Source organism: Bifidobacterium sp. LH_389, from assembly GCF_056357235.1.
The window spans coordinates 486,376-503,065 of record NZ_JBKEVR010000001.1; the positions used below are offsets into that span (position 1 = coordinate 486,376).

Genomic DNA, 16,690 nt, shown 5'->3' on the forward strand with positions numbered 1-16,690 from the left:
CGCTAGCATATGGGCTCCTCAATAGCGGGCTTCCTGCCTCCGCCCGCCGTCCGGACGGTTCCCGTTCCTAGGATTCCGGCTTTCCAGACCGTTCGGATCCTCCGGTCCGCCCCTCCGGTCCGCCCCCGGTCGACATGCGGCTCGGACGATTTCCGGCGGATGCTTCGTGCCGCCGGGGACATTGTGCCCATGCTGTGCACACGCCGTGGGCACACTGTCCCCAACCATCCGCGAACCTTCATGGATATCCCGACGGCATGGCGGAGTCCCCGGCCCGGGAAGCCATCCGTCCGGCGGCGGTGCCACTGTTGGACCCATGTGCAGACGATTTGCGCTCGACCTGAGTTGGGACGACGTGGCCGCGCGTTTCGGGGTGACCGCCGACGGCACGCAGGCGGACGGGGATGCGGACGGGCTGCCTGCGCTGCCGTGCTTCCGTTTCGAGCCGAAGCGGACGATCGGCGTGATCGCCCGCGGCCGCGACGGGCGCAACCGGCTGGCCGCCGCCCACTGGTCGCTGGTGCCGCGGTGGAGCAGGGATTTCGAGCTGCCCTTTCCCACGTACAACGCCCGGTCCGAATCGGCGGCCGACAAGCCCACGTTCGCGGATTCCGTGCGGTCCATGCGCGCGATCGTGCCCGCCACCGGCTATTTCGAGTTCAAGGGCGACCGTCCGTTCTACTTCCATTCGCAGGACGGCTCGCCGCTGGCGATGGCCGGACTCTATTCGTGGTGGCGCGACCCGTCCGCTGAACCGTCCTCGCCGTGGCGTCTGACAGCGACGGTCCTGACCTGTCCGGCGCTGGACGCATTCGCCAAGGTCCACGATCGCATGCCGCTGCTCGTGCCGCCGGACATGATCGGCCGGTGGCTCGACGGTTCGCAGGATGGCGCGGCGCTGCTGCGCAACCTGCGTGCTGCGGGCCCCGACCTGTCCGCTCAGCTGGACTTCCACGAAACCGCCCCCGCGGACGGCGACGGTTCGCAACTCATCGAACCCGTTACGCGTCCGGAGCACCGACCCGAAGCGGAGCAGCCGGCACTGTTCTAGCGGGCGGGCGTCCTCCCGCAACGGCGGGGAACGCTCTCAGATCAGGTCGTACGGCATGCGCCGCTTCGCCAGCCAGAACGCCGCGCACACGAGGAGCACCAGACCCGGCCACGGCGATCGCCAATGCGAGCCGAATACGATCACGTACAGCACCGCAATCCGGGCCACGTAGAAGGCCGCCCGCCGCCATCGCGTGCGCGGCCGGGTCTCGACCGTCATGCGCACGAAACGGCCGCCCAATGTCTGGCCGCGGCGCAGCCACGGCAGCACGCCCTCGAACAGCAGGAACATCACCGTCTGCACGATGAAGTACACGCCGGTCTGCGGGGCGCCCGGAGCGCTCGCACCCGCCGGTCCCGCCGGCGCGGCGGTCAGGTAAGCGCCCGCGACGTGCACCGCCAGCGCGACCGGCGCGGACGCCGCCGTGATCAGGACCATGTCGATCGTCAGTGCCACGAATCGTCGCACCAACCCGGGTTCCCTGGTGATGACCGACTCGTCCAGCACTTCGACCGGGAACCGGCGGTTGAGCATCCATGCGCCGAGCCATCCGATCACTGCGCCGGACGTGTTCCAGATCAGGTCGTCCACGTCGAACAGCCGATAGGCGCACGGGACCAGGCCAAACGCGCCGGTCAGCTGCGCGGTTTCGATGAGCAGCGAGGTCAGGAACCCCACGGGCAGCGCCGCGCGCAGCGGCCAGCGGAACGTGCGCCCCATGAAGAAGCCGAGCGGCAGGAAGAACACCACATTGAGGCCGATCTGCAGCACGGCCGTCACGCCACCGGAGCGCAGATCGTCCACGAACCCCAGCGGGTTGAGCTGCGGGGAGAAGACGTGCGCGGCGCAATAGGCGACGGGATCGTCCGGCATGGGGTAAAGCGTGAAGCACGCAAGCGCGATCAGGTACAGCACCACCAGATAGGCGCCCAGCGCGGATGCGAAGCGCAGGCGGTTGTCGCGCCGGTACAGCAGGGCGAGCACCGGCAGGGTGAGCAGCAGGGATGCGAACGGCCACATCGCCACCGCGAACGCGAACGACATGCTGAACTGTCGCACAAATGCCATGATGTCCCGAATCCTCCCCGGTCGCCGTATGTCTTACGAGCCCGTGCGTCGGGCCCAGCGACAGCCTACCGCGCCGTTCCCGAGACCGGCATCATCCTCAGGTCTGAATTCACCGGACATTGGCCGGGTACCGGCAGAGCGCCGCCCGAATACCGCCCGAGCGCAGCCCGAACGATGCCCGGGCAGCCGGCGGCATCACGCATCCGGACTCTGCATGGGAACGGCTACTCCCCGGCCTGTCCGGTATCCTCCTTCCGCCCGGCCTCCGCCGTGTTGCCGGCATGCGCCCAATCCACCACGGCCTCGACGTTGTTGCCGTCCGGATCCAGCACGAACGCCGACCAGTATCCGGGATGGTACGGCCGGGGGCCGGGAGCTCCGTTGTCCCGCCCGCCGGCCGCGAGCGCCGCCTCGTAGAACGCGTGCACGGCCTCCCTGCTCGGCGCGAGGAACGCAATGTGCGTGACCGGGCATGCACAACCGTCCGGCTGCCTGTTCGCCTCACCGGCCGGTGACACGTAGAAGTCGGAGTGCGCCGTCCCGTCGTCCACGCCGAACCCGACGGTCGGCTCGTGATGCGCCTTGGCCACGTACCCCAGCGGCGCCAGCGCCCGCCTGTAGAACTCGATGCTGCGTGTCACGTCCCGCACCCGCAACGTCATATGGTCGATCATGCCTCTACCTTCCGTTTCGTCCGATCGGTCCAATCTGCGGTCCCTCCGGCACAGGTTGGGCCGATCATGCGATTCACTCGGTCCCGCCCGCCGCAAGCCGTCGCAGCAGCGCGATCTCGTCGCGATGCGTGGTCTCGGTGAGCTCCTTGGTCTCGAGGATCATCGGCAGGCCGGCCGTGCGCGGGTCGGTGACGAGCCGGCGGAAGAACGGCAGTCCCAGCTTGCCTTCGCCGATATTGGCGTGGCGATCCTTGCGCGAGCCGAATCCGAACTGCGAGTCGTTGGCGTGGATGGCCCTGAGCCGGTCCGGTCCGACCGTCCGGTTGAATGCGTCCAGCACGCCGTCGAAGTCGTTGAGCACATCGTATCCGGCGTCGAACACGTGGCAGGTGTCCAGCGTGACGCCCACGTGGGCCCGCAGCGGGGCGTCCACCCGGTCGATGATCGCGGCGAGCTCCTCGAAGCTGCGCCCGCATTCGGTGCCCTTGCCGGCCATCGTCTCGAGCAGGACCGGCACGACCGGAGACACTGCGGAATCGTCCGCATCGGCGCCGCACAGCACCTCCCCGAACACGCGGCTCAACCCCTCGCCGATCAGCCGGATTCCTTCGTCCGCGCCCTGCCCCACGTGCGAGCCGGGATGGATGTTGACGTAGATTTCCTGACCGGCCGCACGCACCGGCGCCAGCAGCCGCAGATCCTCCGCCAGGACGCGCACCGCAAAGTCGCGTTTGGCCGGGTCCTTGGCCGCAAAGTTGTACACGTAGGGCGCGTGCACCACGATCGGCCCGTATCCCGCATCCCTGAGCGCGCGTCCGAACGCCGCTGCCCCGTCCGGCGTGAGAGCCTTCGAACGGCTGCCGTACGGCGAGCGCGGGAAGAACGCGAACGTGGTGCCGTCTTCCGCTCGGGAGCGTTCGATCAGGGCGTTCCATCCGCCCGAAGTGGACAGGTGCGAGCCGATGAGCAGCGTGTGTCCGTTCGCGGTGCGTTCCGTCATGATTGCGTTGCCTTTCCTGCGATTGCTATCTGTTGGGATTCGCGGTCCATTCCCCCATGCGTCCCCAGCCTGTGCCCCGACGCATGGGCCTGCGGCCTGGGCCGCGTCTTGGCGGTGATGCGCTCCGATTCGATCTTCCACACGGTCACGGCCCTGACCTGCGCATCGGTGAACACCACGTGCGGCATGTGCGCCTGATGGGTCATGAGCGCCTGCAGTCCGTGCCGCGCCTCGTCCAGATCGTCGACAATCGACGCGACGCCGTTGCCGACGACGGACGTGAACGCCTCGCCCCAGTTGCAGGCGGTGCGGCCTTCCGTCACCTCGCAGTCGGCGCGCATGGCGAATGCGACGGAAAGACGGTTGCCGGCGGCACGGATCGCGTCGATCTTGCGTCCACGCGGCGCCGAATGCATCCACAGCGTGAGCCGTCCGGTGCCCGCGTCGTAGTCGTAGCCGAAGTTGAGTGGCACGATCGTCATCCCCTCGGCGTCCGCGTACGCCATGTCGACGATGTCGCATCGGGCGATGATTCCGCCGATCTCCTCCGTGTCGGTGACTTCCCGGTCGGCACGTCGCATCCTGCGGCGTCCGCCCGCGACGGTTCGCTCGTCGTCCCGCCGTTTCGCGTGTTCCGTGGCCATGGTCGTCTCCTTCGGTCAGGATCGTCTCAAGGCCGGTCCTTTGCGATCTTCCGCAACCATATCCGCGCGCGTTGACTGCACGCCGTCCCGGCCAGCGCAACGGGCGACGCGACCGGCCTCATTCCGCGACCGGCACGGCCGCCCGTCAACCGATCCGTCCGGCGTCGATCACCCTGCCGTCCAGGAACCAGTAGCCGTGCGGATCCCCGCGCAGCGCGGTGAACGGGACCGGCTCCACGCCCCGGGCCGCGGCCTCCTCCAGCAGGTACCCGCGCACGATCCACGGGTATTCGAGCACGCCGGATTCGAGGTTCACGATGCGCTCCACGGTAGCGCCGTCCACGCCGAAGTGCCTGCCGACGGCCTGCGCATCCAGCCCCAGAAGCCGCATGTTCTCCCTGAATTCGCGGATGGTGGCCGCGCGCTGTTCGTTCGTCAGTGACATGGTTCGTCATTCCCTTTCCTTGGATTCGACCATCGGCATCGGACATAGGCTCGTTGCCGTCCCTTCACCATTCCACTGTACCCGCCCACCCGCGTCCCGCCCGTCGACTGTGCACTACGCGAATCTGGTTCCTCTGCGACGCAGTCCAATGTGCTCCGTGACGTTCACGCGGCCTCCGTCCGACCCGTTCGTCCGGCTATCTGCGTTCGTGGGGGAGATTTCGGGCTTTGCAAAATGCCATCTGCGTTCGTGGGGTACGGAAACGGCGATATGCCGGATATGGGGCCTGCGATTCCACGGATTTCCGGCAATCCATGGCGGCTCGTACGGCGTTGCGGCACCCCGAGAACGCAGATAGCTCCTTGCAAAGTCCAAAACCTACCCCACGAACGCAGATACTAGGCAAAAGGACGCGCCTGCGGAACACGCCGGGGGCACGCCGGTTTTGTCCACACTGCTCCGCCTATAATTCCCGCGGCCGCGCGCAAGCGGCGCAACGGCACACGAAGCGGGAGGAACGGGCAATGAACAACGAACTCTTCGAGAAGGCGCCGATCCCCAAGGCATACTTCAGCCTGGCCATGCCGGTGGTGATGAGCATGCTGGTCACGCTGGTGTACAACATGGTCGACACGTACTTCATCGCGCACACCGGGAACACCGCCATGGTGGCTGGCGTGTCCCTGACGGCCCCGGTGTTCATGGTCATGATCGCCATCGGCGACATCTTCGGCCTGGGAGGCAGTTCGGTCATCTCCCGCCTGTTCGGCCGGCACCGGTATGCGGACGGCAAGCGCCTGAGCGTCTTTTGCTTCTACGGGTCAGCGCTCATAGGACTCGCCGTGCTCGTGCTCGGCCTTGTGTTCCGTACGCCGATCCTCGCCATGCTGGGTGCCGACGAGGCCACGTGGTCCCACGCCTCCGCCTACTACACGTGGATCATCATCGGTTCGCCGCTCATCATCGTGTCCATGACGCCCGTGAACCAGCTGCGCACCGAGGGCCACGCCGTGCCGTCCATGATCGGCCAGATCGCCGGCACCGTGCTCAACATCATTCTCAACCCGTTGTTCATCCACGTGTTCGGCTGGGGCGCGGCGGGCTCCGCGGGCGCCACCGTGCTGGCCAACGTGCTGACGGACGCGTATCTGGTCTGGTTCCTGCTGCGCCGCAGCCAGAACCTGTCGGTGGACCCGCGGCTCATGTTCCGGCGGGCCGCGGGGGCGCTCCGACTGGACATCACGGGCGCCGAGCTGCGGGACATCCTCGTGATCGGCGTTCCGGCCGCCGTCACGAACCTCACGCAGAGCTTCGGCATCGTGATGGTGAACCTGTACCTGCTGCCGTACGGCAACGATCCGGTGGCGGCGATGGGCATCGCGCTGAAGGTGGTGATGATCGCCGTCGCGGTGTTCGTAGGCTTCGCATTCGGCGCGCAGGCGCTCATCGGCTACAACTATGGCGCGCGGAACATGGCGCGTCTGGCGGGGATCCTGCGGTTCTCGTACCTGTTTTTGAGCGGGTTCGCGCTGGCGATGACCGTGCTGCTCAGCGTCTTCGACCGCGAGCTCATGGGCTTCTTCATCGCGGACCCGCGCATCATCGACCTCGGCGCGGGCATCCTGCGCGTGCAGCTGCTCAGCCTGGTGTGCGTCGGCATCGTCATGGTGACCACGTGCACGTTCCAGTCGACCGGCAAGGCGCTGGGCGCGTTCGTCCTGTCGATCAGCCGCCAGGGCGTGGTGCTGGTCGCGGTGCTTGCGGTGGCCTCGCGCGTGGCGGGGTACGACGGCGTGATCGCCGCACAGGCGTTGGCCGACCTGATCACGGCGGTGATGGCGCTCGCGCTGTTGTGGTGCATGCTGCCGGAGTTGCGTAGAGGCCGGACCGGCTCCGGCAACGGCCCGGCCTCCACGATGCGGACCGCCACCGTGGACTGAACACGGTGTTGACTTCCTGTTACCGCCGGACATAGGATACCGGGAGCGATACGCGTTCACCGACGCTGGAACGGAGTCACCCAAGGAGGGCCCCATGGCACGCAAACGCAACACCGGCACCGAGGCGAAGATTAAGTCTGCCTTCACCCAACTGCTCAAGGAGAAGGGCTTCGACGCCATGACGGTGAGCGACATCGCGCGCATCGCCGGCATCAACCGCGGCACGTTCTACATGCACTACATGGACAAATTCGACCTTCGCCAGCAGCTTCTGGACAACGCGATCTTCGACCTGCACCGCATTCTGGGAGCCAATCCGCCGAGCATCTCTTCGGACGGTGCACAGCGCGCCAGCGTGCTGGACGTGATCGCCCCGCAGGCCACGTTGCAGGCATTGCTGTACATCCGCGCCGACGCCGCCTTCTTCGACGCGGTCACGCAGAGCGGCCAGAACATGAAGATGTACAACGAGACGAAGAAGATCCTCAAGAAGCTCATCGCCGAACGCGCGCAGGCCATGGGCATCCACCCCTCGCCGGGCGGCATCCCCGCGGAGTACAGCGGCGAGATCGTCGTCTCCGGCATCACGTCGATCATCTGGCTGTGGGCGCGCCGCGGCTTCAGGGAATCCCCCGAGGAGATCACCCGCTACATCGAGATCAGCAAGCGCATGAGCCCGATGGCCCTCATGCGCTGACGGCGACCCCGGTGCCGCGTGCCCCTCGCCGGGTCCGCCCTTTGGACCGCGCTTGGCTATAACCCGATGCGCCGACCATGCCCGGTGGTATAAATACACCTTATGACACTGCTGCAACTGCGCTACATCGTAAAAATCGTCGAATGCGGGTCCATGAACGAGGCCTCGCACGAGCTGTACGTCTCCCAGCCGGCGCTGAGTTCGTCGGTCAAGGAACTGGAGAACGAACTCGGCATCGAGATCTTCACCCGCCACTCGCAGGGCATCGCGCTGACGGTGGACGGCGCCGAATTCCTCACCTACGCCCGTCAGGTGCTCGACCAAGCCGACCTGCTCGAGGAACGCTACAAGCACGCCAAGCCGCGCAAGCAGCTGTGCACGGTCTCCACGCAGCACTACATGTTCGCCGTCGAGGCGTTCGTGGAGATGATCAACTCCATCAAGTCCGACGAGTACGAATTCACCATCCGCGAGACCCGCACGCGCGACATCATCAACCAGACCGCCAACATGCAGTCGGACCTCGGCATCATCTACCTGTCGGACTTCAACAAGGACGTGATCGGCAAACTCCTGCGCGAGAAGCACCTCGCGTTCCATCCGCTGTTCCGCGCCCCGCTGCACGTGTTCCTGGCTCGCACCAACCCGCTCGCCTCCAAGAAGCGGCTCACCATGGCGGACCTCAAGCCCTACCCGTTCATCCAGTACGAGCAGGGCGAGGAGGGCAGCTTCTACTTCTACGAGGAGGCGGTCTGGCCGGACTACTCCCCCAAGCAGATCAACGTGACCGATCGCGCCACCATCCTCAACTTCATCATCGGGCTCAACGGCTACACCGTGTGCACCGGCATCGACAACGGCGACCTCAACAACGAGAAGATCGTCACCGTCCCGCTCGAATCGGACGAGACGATGCTGGTGGGCTGGATCACCAACGAGCGCGCCAAGCTCTCCGCAGCTGCGGAAACCTACCTCGGCAAGCTCCGGTCCGTCGTAGCCGACCACGGCTACACGCTCATCGACTGACTCCCGTCTCCGGGGCCCTGCAGACAAAACTACAACCATATTTCCGATTCGTGTGGTGGTTTTTCGCGATCCCGCGAGTAAGGACACCGCCGTTCCCCCGGTTTCCCAAAGGGTCTACCCGGCCTCCCGTCCGAAAACCACCACACGAATCGAAAATGCGAACGGGCCCGACCTCCCGGATCCGCCATGATCGCAGATCATCACTGGGAACAACGTAGTTTTCGGCCATGCTGTTCCAAATTGCGTTTGGCACGCCACTGAGCGCGTCATAGATTATTCCGATAATCGCCACGGGCGTATCCGTCGTGTCGGAATATCTCATTATGATATGTTTCTTCATGGAAGGTCCGCCGCACGGCGGGCATGGAAGCCCCGGCACAGGCCGGGAGACACCCATCAAGGAGACATCATGTCCAAGAAGATCGTGTTCATCGTCGGCTCCCTGCGCGAGAAGTCGTTCAACAAGGAGCTGTCCGTCTTCGCCGCGGACGCGCTGAAGGCCAAGGGCGCCGAGGTGTCCTACCTCGACTACGCCGACGTCCCGCTGTTCGATCAGGACGACGAGTATCCGACCCCGGCCGCCGTGGCCCGCGTGCGCGAGGAGGTCAACGGCGCCGACGCGATCTGGATCTTCTCCCCCGAATACAACTACAGCTACCCGGGCGTGCTCAAGAACCTGCTCGACTGGCTGTCCCGCCCGCTCAAGGAGTACGACTTCGGCGGCCCGACCGCACTGAGCGGCAAGACCGTGGCCCTCGCCTCCATCGCCGGCAAGTCCAAGGGCGCCGGCGTGCGCGCCAAGCTGGCCGAGATCTTCAGCTTCGAGTTCACCCACAACACGCTGGTCGACGGACAGGGCACCGGCGCCGAGCTTGCCCCCGAGGCCTTCACCACCGGCGTGAACACGTTCTCCGAGGAGACCAAGCAGGAGCTTGCCAAGCAGGCCGACGACCTGCTGGCCGCCATCGCCGACTGATTCATTCCATCGGTCGTCGTGCCTACACCGGCCGTGCCGAGTCCGGTGTAGGTACGACGGTACGCGCCAGCCCGGCACTTGACTTGAATTGCCCCGGAGCCGCAGTCGTCCGCCGACCGGCTCCGGGGCAATTTCATAGTGTGGGCAATTTCATAGTGTGGAAGAGTGAACCGCTCGCCGCTTCTGCATCACCGTCGCCCCCGGACCGTCGGCACGCTCGTCGGCCGGCTCCGCGGCAGCGTCATATTATATGGGGGAATATGGGGGAAGGAGATTTCCGCTTCCCCCGGCCGGCAGATGCACCCGGAGAAGCGCCTCAGGCCCCGTACTGCGCGAGGTATGCGTCGGCGGCGGCCCTGATCTCCGGCGTCACGTACGGCTCGCCGGATGCGGTGGCGATATGCTCGCCGGCCTCGAAGATCTCGCGCACGTTGGCGATGGCGAACACCGGGAAGCCGAACTCCGCCTCCACGGCCTTCACGGCGGAAACGTCGGAGTCCTTCGTCTTCTCCATGCGGTCCACGGACAGCACGAGACCCACCACCTCGACGTCCGCTTCGGCCTTGAGCTTGGGGATCACCTCGCGCACGGCGGTGCCGGCGGTCATCACGTCGTCCACGAGCAGCACCTTCATGCCGTCCTTGAGCTGGGTGCCCACCATCATGCCGCCGTCGCCGTGATCCTTCCTTTCCTTGCGGTCGAACGTGTAGCCAACGTCCATGCCGTGCGCGGAGGTGAGCGCAATGGCGGTGGACACGGCCAGCGGGATGCCCTTGTAGGCCGGGCCGAACACGGTGTCGATGTGCGCGGGCAGGTTGCCGGCGGCGATCTCGGCGGCGATCTTCTCCGCGTAGAACGCGCCGAGCGTGGCGATCTTGCGGCCGTCGTCGAAGGCGCCGGCGTTGATGAAGTACGGCGACTTGCGGCCGGACTTCAGAGTGAATTCGCCGAACTTGAGCGCCTTCGAGGCGAGCAGGAATTCGGTGAAGCGGTGGTCGAGGGATGCAGTGGTCATCTGCGGTGGTTCTCCTTAACGTTCGGGTGGATGGCTCGGATGGATGTACTCAGATGGTTGCGCCGGCTCAGCGCCAGGTCTTGCCGGCGGCGAGCTTGGCGGCGAGCTCCGGACGGTCGTCGAGCAGGTCGTCGAGTTCGCGGGCCACGCGCAGCGGGGCGACGGGGTCGAACAGGGCGGCCGCGCCCACCTCCACGGCGTTGGCGCCGGCATACAGGTATTCGAGGGCCTTCTCCCCCGAGTCGATGCCGCCGAGCCCGATGATCGGGATGTCCGGCAGCGCGGTGCGCACCTGCCACACGCGGGCCAGCGCGATGGGCAGCACGGCCGGTCCGGACACGCCGCCGGTCACGTGGTCGATGATCGGCTTGCCCGTGCGCGTGCTGATGCGCATGCCGACGATCGTGTTGATGAGGCTCAGCGCGTCCGCACCCGCCTCCACGGCGGCCCGGGCCGGCAGGGTGATGTCGGTCACGTTCGGGGTGAGCTTGACGATCATGGGCTTGTCGGTGAGCGCGCGGAGGCGGGAGATGAGGCGGTACAGGGCGTCCGGGTCGGCGCCCACGCTCATGCCGCCGTGGCTCACGTTGGGACAGCTCACGTTGATCTCCAGCATGTCCGCGGGCGAGTCGGCGAGCTTTTCCACCACTTCGGCGTAGTCGTCGTCGCTGTGGCCGGCCACGTTGGAGATCACGTTCGCGCCGATGGCCTTGAGCTTGGGCAGGTCGTCCACGAGGTAGTGGTCCACGCCGGGGTTCTGCAGGCCGACTGCGTTGATGTTGCTGCCGGGGCCCTCCGCGGTGCGTACGCCGGGGTTGCCCTCCCATGGCACGGGCGAGACGCCCTTGGTGCATACCGCGCCAAGCTGGGAGACGTCGTAGAACCAGCGCACGGCCGCATACTGGAAGGTGCCGGACGCGGTGCCGACCGGGTTCTTCCACTTCACGCCCGCCACCACGGTCGGATGCTTCCACTCGTGGGGTTCGTACAGGTTGATCGCCGGCTTCTCCATGGTTGCCGTCGAGGTCACGTTCGCCATTGCCGTCACTCCCATCCCAGTCGTTCGCGGGTGAATACGGGTCCGTCGGAGCACACCTTGAGCCGGCTGTCCACGGTGTCCACCGTGCACAGCACGCAGGTGCCGTAGCCGCAGCCCATGCGTTGCTCCATGCTCAGCTGGCAGGGCAGGTCACGCTCGGAGGCCCAGTGCGCGACGGCCTTCATCATGGGCAGCGGACCGCACGAGAGGATCGTCACGTTCCCCGCGGCGCCGAGCAGCGCCTCCTCGTGCCGGTCGAGCAGGGTGACCACGTTGCCGTCCGCGTCGCTGATGGACAGCGTGGTGTCCGCATACCGGCCCACGTACCGATCGGCGAATCGCTCGTTGCGGTAGCCGAACACGGCGGTGCAGGTCACATCGTCGCGGGAGGCGAGCCGCTGGGCCGTGTAGATGAGCGGCGGCACACCGAGTCCGCCGCCCACGAGTACGTAGTGGGCGGGCGCCTTGACGTCGAACGGGCGGCCGAGCGGGCCGAGCACGTCGATGCGGTCGCCGGCCTCGAGCGCCGCGAAGTCCGCGGTGCCCTTGCCGATCACGGCGAAGATCACGCTGACCAGATCGCCGTCCACCTCGCTCACGCCGAACGGCCGGGGCATGGGCTTCAGAGGATCGGGGCTGAACAGGTCGACGAACTGGGCGGGTCTGGCGTGTGCGGCCACGTACGGGTCGCGGAACGTGAGGCGCACCACTCCCGCGGTCAGTTCGGTCACGTCGGTCACGTCGACCGGGTGGCGCGGCGGGAAGAACCCGGCGGCCACGGCCTGCGCGACGATGTCGGTCGCCGGCGCGGCCTGTGCGGCCCGCGCACCCGGCGCGGTTGCAATGGATGTCATGTGTTTCCCTTCTCGAAAAGCGGTTGCGAGCGGTGGGACCGGCCATCCGAGCCGAGACTCAGACAGCCGAGACTCAGGCAGCCGGACGCTCAGCGGTAGACGGCGGCCCTCAGGTCGTCGCGCATGGCCTCCGCGGCGGCGCGGGCGGAGGCAGCGACGAGGTCCAGCGCTTCGTCCGCGCTCATGGATTCGCGGTATTCGCCGGACTTCCTCCACGCGCCGATGATCCCGCGCGACGAGTTGACGATCGCGCCCGTGCCGTCCGGGCCGAACATGCCGGCCACGTCGGCCGCGGTGCCACCCTGGGCTCCGTAGCCGGGCACGAGGAAGAACGTATGGGGCATGCGTTCGCGCAGGGCGCGGCCCTCCTCGGGATGGGTGGCGCCCACGACCGCGCCGACGCGCGAATAGCCGTGTTCGCCCACGGTTTCAGCACCCCAGCGTTCCACGAGGTCCGCCACATGCTCGTACACGCGGCCGCCGTCGGCGAGTTCAAGCTCCTGCAGTTCGCTGGACGACGGGTTGGAGGTGCGCACCAGCGCGAAGATATCCTTGTCCGCTGCCGCGGCGGCCTCCACGAACGGGGTGATGCCGTCGGTGCCGAGGTATGGGTTCACGGTGACGGCGTCCTCGTGCCACGGGTCGAAATCGCCCACGCCGCTCAGGTGGCGCGCATAGGCGGCGGCGGTGGAGCCGATGTCCCCGCGCTTGACGTCCCCCAGCACGTACAGGCCCTGCTCGGCGGCGTACTCGCACGTCATGGCGTACACGTCCACGCCGTTGGTGCCGAGCGCCTCGTACATGGCGATCTGCGGCTTGACGGCCGGCACGATGCCCGCCACGGCGTCGATGATCGTGCGGTTGAATTCGTAGAAGGCGACGGCGAGCTGTGCGGCCGGGATCTCCTCGGGGGTCTCCACTTCGTCGCGCACCTCATCGGCGAATCCGGCCACCACCTGGGGCGGCACGAGCGCCTCGGTGGGGTCGAGGCCCACCACGCTGGGGTTCTCCTTGGCGTTGATCGCTTCGATCAGACGGTCCATCTCGGTTCCTTTCCTCTGCTCCGCGTATTCGAATTGACGTATCTTGCACTGCCGCCGGGCCACGGCATGGCCGGGCCGCCGCGCTCGCTACCGCAGCCGGCTGAAGACCACCCGGGATCCGACGATCGTGGCGAGGGGCCGACCGGTCACGTCCCACCCGCCGAACGGCGTGTTGCGCGCCTTGGAGTGGAAGCGCTCCGGGTCCACCTTCCAGGCTTCGTCCGTGCCGAGCACCACGAGGTCCACGGCGTCCGGGTCGTCCACGCGGGTCAGGTCCAGCAGGCGGTTGCGTCCCTGCGTCGCGTTGCCGTCCGGGGCGTCGGTCTCGTTGGGCGCGGGCTCGGAGAACGCCTCCACGAGCGCGGCCACGTCGGTGGCCTCGTGGCCCATGAGCCGCTCAGGCGCCACGGACATGAGCTCGATGAGCCGGCGGTCGGAGATGTGCCCGCCGTCCACGAGCACCCTGTGGCACACGCCGTACGCGCATTCCAGTCCGATGATGCCGTTGGGCGCCTCGAGGAATCCGCGCTCCTTCTCCTCGAGGGTGTGCGGGGCGTGGTCGGTGGCGATCATGTCCACCGTGCCGTCGGCTATGGCCTCGATGGTGGTCAGCCGGTCCTCCTCGCTCCTCAGGGGCGGGTTCATCTTGGCGAGCGTGCCGTATTCGAGGAGCGCCCGGTCGCTCAGCGCCAGGTAGTGCGGCGCGGTTTCGCAGGTGACGGGCAGCCCTTCGGCCTTGGCCTTGCGGATCGCGTCGAAGCTCACGGCCGTGCTCACGTGCTGGAAATGCACGTGCACGCCGGTTTCGCGCGCCTTGGCGATGTCCCGCGCCACGATCTTCAGCTCCGTGTCCTCGGGGATGCCGGGCACGCCGAGTTCGCGGGAGACGGGTCCTTCGTTCACGGCTCCGGTCTCGTGGTGCTCGCAGTGCTCGATGAGCGGCAGACCGGATGCCTTGGCCAGCGCGAAGACCGCATCCAGTGTCTCCGGGGTGACGGCCGAACCGTCGTCGCTGATCGCGGTCACCGGGTGGGCGAGCTGCGCCGCATCCTTGGACGCGTCGTCCGCGCCGGACGGATCGCCGGGCATGTAGCGGCGCCAGCGGTCCAGCTGGGTGGCCTCGTGGCCGGCGCGGCCCTTGGAGGCGCACACGCACAGGTCGTAGCGCACCGGCAGCTCGCCCGTGCCGTGCGCCTCGGCGTAGTGCTGCAGGTAGTCGATGACCGTCCCGTAGCCGGCGTCCAGCACCTCGTTCGCTCCGGGTTCGCCGGCCGTGACCGGTTCGCCGTCCATCGCGGGCACGGTGTTGGGCATGATGAGCACGTTCGTGTACCCGCCGGAGACGGCCGCCCGTGCGCCGGTGACCATGGTCTCCTTGGTGGTCTGCCCGGGGTCGCGGAAGTGCACGTGCGGGTCGGCGAATCCCGGGGCGAGCGTCAGGCCCGTGGCGTCGATCTCCACCGTGGTATCCGAGCCGGCGGCGAGGGCGGCGGCCAGCCTGCCGGTCTCGTCGATCAGTTCGCGCCCGGAGCGATCGGCGGGTGTGAGCGGGAGCGCGAGGTCGATCACCTCGTCCGTATCCCATACCTTGATGTTGCGCAGGGTCAGCATGCGTTCCTCCTTGGGCTTCGGGTGCCTGCCCGGACGGCGTTCGGCCCGCGGGCCTACAGCTTGGCTTCCTCGTCGCAGTAGTCGCAGCGGTACTCCTGCTTGGCGGTGTGGGCGAGGTGGAACATCTGGTCGATGCCGCGTTCGGTCTTGGTCACGCAGCGCGGATTCACGCAGGTGATGACGTTGACCATGTGCTCGGGCAGGTTCGGCTTGATCTTCTCCACGATCCTGCCGCCGCGCACCACGTCGATGGTGGCCTGGCGCGCCACGAAGCCGAGCACGTCCAGATTCACGTCCTCGGCGTCCTCGATCTTGATGATGTCCTTGGAGCCGTACAGCTGGCTGTCGGTGTTCATGATGAGCGCCAGCTTGGTGGTGGCCGGGTCGATGTTGAGGTACGCGAGCACCTTGAGCGCGGTGCCGGCGGGCACGTGATCGATGATGATGCCGTTTTGGATGCTGGTGACTTCCATCAGGCCTGAACCTCCTTGGGCGTGAGCGGAACGTATCCGGGCAGCTCGTCGCCGAGCAGCGAGCTTTCGAGCGCCATGCGCATGAGCATGCCGTTGCGCACCTGCTCGAAATAGGCGGCGCGCGGGTCGTTGTCCACTTCGACGGCGATCTCGTTGATGCGCGGCAGCGGGTGGAGCACGGCCATGTCCGCCTTGGCGCGCGAGAGCTTCTCCTCGTCGAGGATGTACGTGTCCCTCAGGCGCAGGTAGTCGTCCTCGTTGAAGAAGCGCTCCTGCTGCACGCGGGTCATGTACAGCACGTCCAGATCGCCTATCACGGCGTTGAGGTCGCGCACCTCCTCGTAGGAGCAGTTCGGCGTGGCCTTGATGCGGTCGATCACGTACTGCGGGGTCTTGAGCTCGTCCGGGCTGATGAGCACGAAGCGCACGTTGCCGAAACGGCACAGGGTTTCGATGAGCGAGTGGACCGTGCGGCCGAAGGTGAGGTCGCCGCACAGGCCGACGGTCAGGTCGGTGATGCGCCCGAAGCGGCTCATGATCGTGGCGAGATCAGCCAGCGTCTGCGTGGGGTGCATGTGGCCGCCGTCGCCGGCGTTGATGACCGGCACGCTTGCGGCGCGGGAGGCAACCAGCGCGGCGCCCTCCTTGGGGTGGCGCATGGCGACGATGTCCACGTAGTTGGACACGGTCTTGAGCGTGTCCGAGATGGATTCACCCTTGGAAACGGAGCTCAGCTGGGCGCCGGCGAAGCCGATCACGCTGCCGCCGAGGCGCAGCATGGCGGTTTCGAAGCTCAGGCGCGTGCGGGTGGACGGCTCGTAGAACAGTGTGGCCAGCACCCGCCCGTCGCAGGTGTGCGCGACTTCGCGGCGATGCGAGTCGATGTATGCGGCCTTATGGAGCAATTCCTCGATCTGATGGGTAGAAATGTCGTCAAGAGTGACCAGACTGCGACCCTTGAGCGGGACCTCAGGTTGTTCTGACACGGCTCACCTTTCAGTTGTGTTGTTCACAAATGTGTTGTTCACAAGGCGGCCACGTTGATGTGACCTTGTCAAGGATACGCTACTTGCCCGACATGCGCCGTTTACCCCGGCGTCGCATCTCTGCGACGCCGGGGTAAACGGTTCCCGC

General features: G+C 66.8%; 17 protein-coding genes. 5 read left to right on the top strand and 12 right to left on the bottom strand.

The features are described from left to right. The first annotated feature begins 316 nt into the window (after window positions 1–316). Window positions 317–1,051 (top strand): SOS response-associated peptidase, encoded by a 735-nt coding sequence (locus tag AC1AZA_RS02155; RefSeq protein ID WP_476513085.1) that lies wholly within the window; start codon window positions 317–319, stop codon window positions 1,049–1,051. 36 nt (window positions 1,052–1,087) lie between these two features. On the opposite strand, the gene AC1AZA_RS02160 is transcribed toward AC1AZA_RS02155, so the two are convergent. The 5 genes from AC1AZA_RS02160 to AC1AZA_RS02180 all read right to left on the bottom strand — a co-directional run bounded on the left by AC1AZA_RS02160 (window position 1,088) and on the right by AC1AZA_RS02180 (window position 4,882). After that, window positions 1,088–2,119, bottom strand: coding sequence for a VanZ family protein (locus AC1AZA_RS02160; RefSeq protein ID WP_476513086.1), 1,032 nt, complete (start codon window positions 2,117–2,119; stop codon window positions 1,088–1,090). 224 nt (window positions 2,120–2,343) lie between these two features. Next, window positions 2,344–2,793, bottom strand: a complete 450-nt coding sequence (locus tag AC1AZA_RS02165) for a VOC family protein (RefSeq protein ID WP_476513087.1) — start codon at window positions 2,791–2,793, stop codon at window positions 2,344–2,346. Window positions 2,794–2,866: 73 nt separating this feature from the next. Next, on the bottom strand, window positions 2,867–3,793 hold the full coding sequence (locus AC1AZA_RS02170) for a deoxyribonuclease IV (protein WP_476513088.1): 927 nt from the start codon (window positions 3,791–3,793) through the stop codon (window positions 2,867–2,869). Further along, on the bottom strand, window positions 3,790–4,437 hold the full coding sequence (locus tag AC1AZA_RS02175) for a pyridoxamine 5'-phosphate oxidase family protein (protein ID WP_476513089.1): 648 nt from the start codon (window positions 4,435–4,437) through the stop codon (window positions 3,790–3,792). Before AC1AZA_RS02175 ends, AC1AZA_RS02170 begins: the two co-directional genes overlap by 4 nt. Before the next feature lie 145 nt (window positions 4,438–4,582). Then, complete coding sequence (locus tag AC1AZA_RS02180; RefSeq protein ID WP_476513090.1) at window positions 4,583–4,882, bottom strand: DUF2316 family protein; 300 nt, start codon at window positions 4,880–4,882, stop codon at window positions 4,583–4,585. Between the two features lie 524 nt (window positions 4,883–5,406). Between AC1AZA_RS02180 and AC1AZA_RS02185 the strand changes: the two genes are divergently transcribed. From AC1AZA_RS02185 to AC1AZA_RS02200, 4 genes are all read left to right on the top strand, one after another. Beyond that, window positions 5,407–6,822 (top strand): MATE family efflux transporter, encoded by a 1,416-nt coding sequence (locus AC1AZA_RS02185; protein ID WP_476513091.1) that lies wholly within the window; start codon window positions 5,407–5,409, stop codon window positions 6,820–6,822. A gap of 94 nt (window positions 6,823–6,916) precedes the next feature. Then, the gene (locus AC1AZA_RS02190; RefSeq protein ID WP_476513092.1) at window positions 6,917–7,519 is read left to right on the top strand and encodes a TetR/AcrR family transcriptional regulator; all 603 of its coding nucleotides are present in this window, start codon (window positions 6,917–6,919) and stop codon (window positions 7,517–7,519) included. A 102-nt stretch (window positions 7,520–7,621) separates the two neighbouring features. Beyond that, complete coding sequence (locus AC1AZA_RS02195) at window positions 7,622–8,545, top strand: LysR family transcriptional regulator (protein WP_476513093.1); 924 nt, start codon at window positions 7,622–7,624, stop codon at window positions 8,543–8,545. A 409-nt stretch (window positions 8,546–8,954) separates the two neighbouring features. Beyond that, on the top strand, window positions 8,955–9,521 hold the full coding sequence (locus tag AC1AZA_RS02200) for an NADPH-dependent FMN reductase (RefSeq protein ID WP_150353459.1): 567 nt from the start codon (window positions 8,955–8,957) through the stop codon (window positions 9,519–9,521). A 316-nt stretch (window positions 9,522–9,837) separates the two neighbouring features. Here the strand turns inward: AC1AZA_RS02200 and pyrE are convergent, their stop codons facing one another. From pyrE to pyrB, 7 genes are all read right to left on the bottom strand, one after another. Next, on the bottom strand, window positions 9,838–10,536 hold the full coding sequence (pyrE, locus tag AC1AZA_RS02205) for an orotate phosphoribosyltransferase (RefSeq protein ID WP_476513094.1): 699 nt from the start codon (window positions 10,534–10,536) through the stop codon (window positions 9,838–9,840). 67 nt (window positions 10,537–10,603) lie between these two features. Then, window positions 10,604–11,590, bottom strand: coding sequence for a dihydroorotate dehydrogenase (locus AC1AZA_RS02210; protein ID WP_476513095.1), 987 nt, complete (start codon window positions 11,588–11,590; stop codon window positions 10,604–10,606). Next, window positions 11,581–12,429, bottom strand: coding sequence for a dihydroorotate dehydrogenase electron transfer subunit (locus AC1AZA_RS02215; RefSeq protein ID WP_476513096.1), 849 nt, complete (start codon window positions 12,427–12,429; stop codon window positions 11,581–11,583). Before AC1AZA_RS02215 ends, AC1AZA_RS02210 begins: the two co-directional genes overlap by 10 nt. Window positions 12,430–12,518: 89 nt before the next feature. Next, window positions 12,519–13,472 carry an orotidine-5'-phosphate decarboxylase gene (gene pyrF, locus AC1AZA_RS02220; protein WP_476513097.1) on the bottom strand — a complete coding sequence of 318 codons (954 nt, stop codon included), beginning with the start codon at window positions 13,470–13,472 and terminating at the stop codon, window positions 12,519–12,521. 87 nt (window positions 13,473–13,559) lie between these two features. After that, window positions 13,560–15,083: a dihydroorotase gene (locus AC1AZA_RS02225; RefSeq protein WP_476513098.1), complete on the bottom strand. Its 1,524-nt coding sequence runs from the start codon at window positions 15,081–15,083 to the stop codon at window positions 13,560–13,562. A gap of 53 nt (window positions 15,084–15,136) precedes the next feature. Next, a complete protein-coding gene (locus AC1AZA_RS02230) occupies window positions 15,137–15,556 on the bottom strand; it encodes an aspartate carbamoyltransferase regulatory subunit (protein WP_476513099.1) in 420 nt (139 codons plus the stop codon). Further along, window positions 15,556–16,542: an aspartate carbamoyltransferase gene (gene pyrB, locus AC1AZA_RS02235; RefSeq protein ID WP_476513100.1), complete on the bottom strand. Its 987-nt coding sequence runs from the start codon at window positions 16,540–16,542 to the stop codon at window positions 15,556–15,558. The genes AC1AZA_RS02230 and pyrB overlap by 1 nt, the downstream gene beginning before the upstream one ends. Window positions 16,543–16,690: the final 148 nt, after the last annotated feature.

What these genes read in the sequence shown, in the direction of transcription:
- AC1AZA_RS02155 (WP_476513085.1), top strand. Translation starts at nt 317, where the DNA reads ATGTGCAGACGATTTGCGCTCGACCTGAGTTGGGACGACGTGGCCGCG.
- AC1AZA_RS02160 (WP_476513086.1), bottom strand. Translation starts at nt 2,119, where the DNA reads ATGGCATTTGTGCGACAGTTCAGCATGTCGTTCGCGTTCGCGGTGGCG.
- AC1AZA_RS02165 (WP_476513087.1), bottom strand. Translation starts at nt 2,793, where the DNA reads ATGATCGACCATATGACGTTGCGGGTGCGGGACGTGACACGCAGCATC.
- AC1AZA_RS02170 (WP_476513088.1), bottom strand. Translation starts at nt 3,793, where the DNA reads ATGACGGAACGCACCGCGAACGGACACACGCTGCTCATCGGCTCGCAC.
- AC1AZA_RS02175 (WP_476513089.1), bottom strand. Translation starts at nt 4,437, where the DNA reads ATGGCCACGGAACACGCGAAACGGCGGGACGACGAGCGAACCGTCGCG.
- AC1AZA_RS02180 (WP_476513090.1), bottom strand. Translation starts at nt 4,882, where the DNA reads ATGTCACTGACGAACGAACAGCGCGCGGCCACCATCCGCGAATTCAGG.
- AC1AZA_RS02185 (WP_476513091.1), top strand. Translation starts at nt 5,407, where the DNA reads ATGAACAACGAACTCTTCGAGAAGGCGCCGATCCCCAAGGCATACTTC.
- AC1AZA_RS02190 (WP_476513092.1), top strand. Translation starts at nt 6,917, where the DNA reads ATGGCACGCAAACGCAACACCGGCACCGAGGCGAAGATTAAGTCTGCC.
- AC1AZA_RS02195 (WP_476513093.1), top strand. Translation starts at nt 7,622, where the DNA reads ATGACACTGCTGCAACTGCGCTACATCGTAAAAATCGTCGAATGCGGG.
- AC1AZA_RS02200 (WP_150353459.1), top strand. Translation starts at nt 8,955, where the DNA reads ATGTCCAAGAAGATCGTGTTCATCGTCGGCTCCCTGCGCGAGAAGTCG.
- pyrE (WP_476513094.1), bottom strand. Translation starts at nt 10,536, where the DNA reads ATGACCACTGCATCCCTCGACCACCGCTTCACCGAATTCCTGCTCGCC.
- AC1AZA_RS02210 (WP_476513095.1), bottom strand. Translation starts at nt 11,590, where the DNA reads ATGGGAGTGACGGCAATGGCGAACGTGACCTCGACGGCAACCATGGAG.
- AC1AZA_RS02215 (WP_476513096.1), bottom strand. Translation starts at nt 12,429, where the DNA reads ATGACATCCATTGCAACCGCGCCGGGTGCGCGGGCCGCACAGGCCGCG.
- pyrF (WP_476513097.1), bottom strand. Translation starts at nt 13,472, where the DNA reads ATGGACCGTCTGATCGAAGCGATCAACGCCAAGGAGAACCCCAGCGTG.
- AC1AZA_RS02225 (WP_476513098.1), bottom strand. Translation starts at nt 15,083, where the DNA reads ATGCTGACCCTGCGCAACATCAAGGTATGGGATACGGACGAGGTGATC.
- AC1AZA_RS02230 (WP_476513099.1), bottom strand. Translation starts at nt 15,556, where the DNA reads ATGGAAGTCACCAGCATCCAAAACGGCATCATCATCGATCACGTGCCC.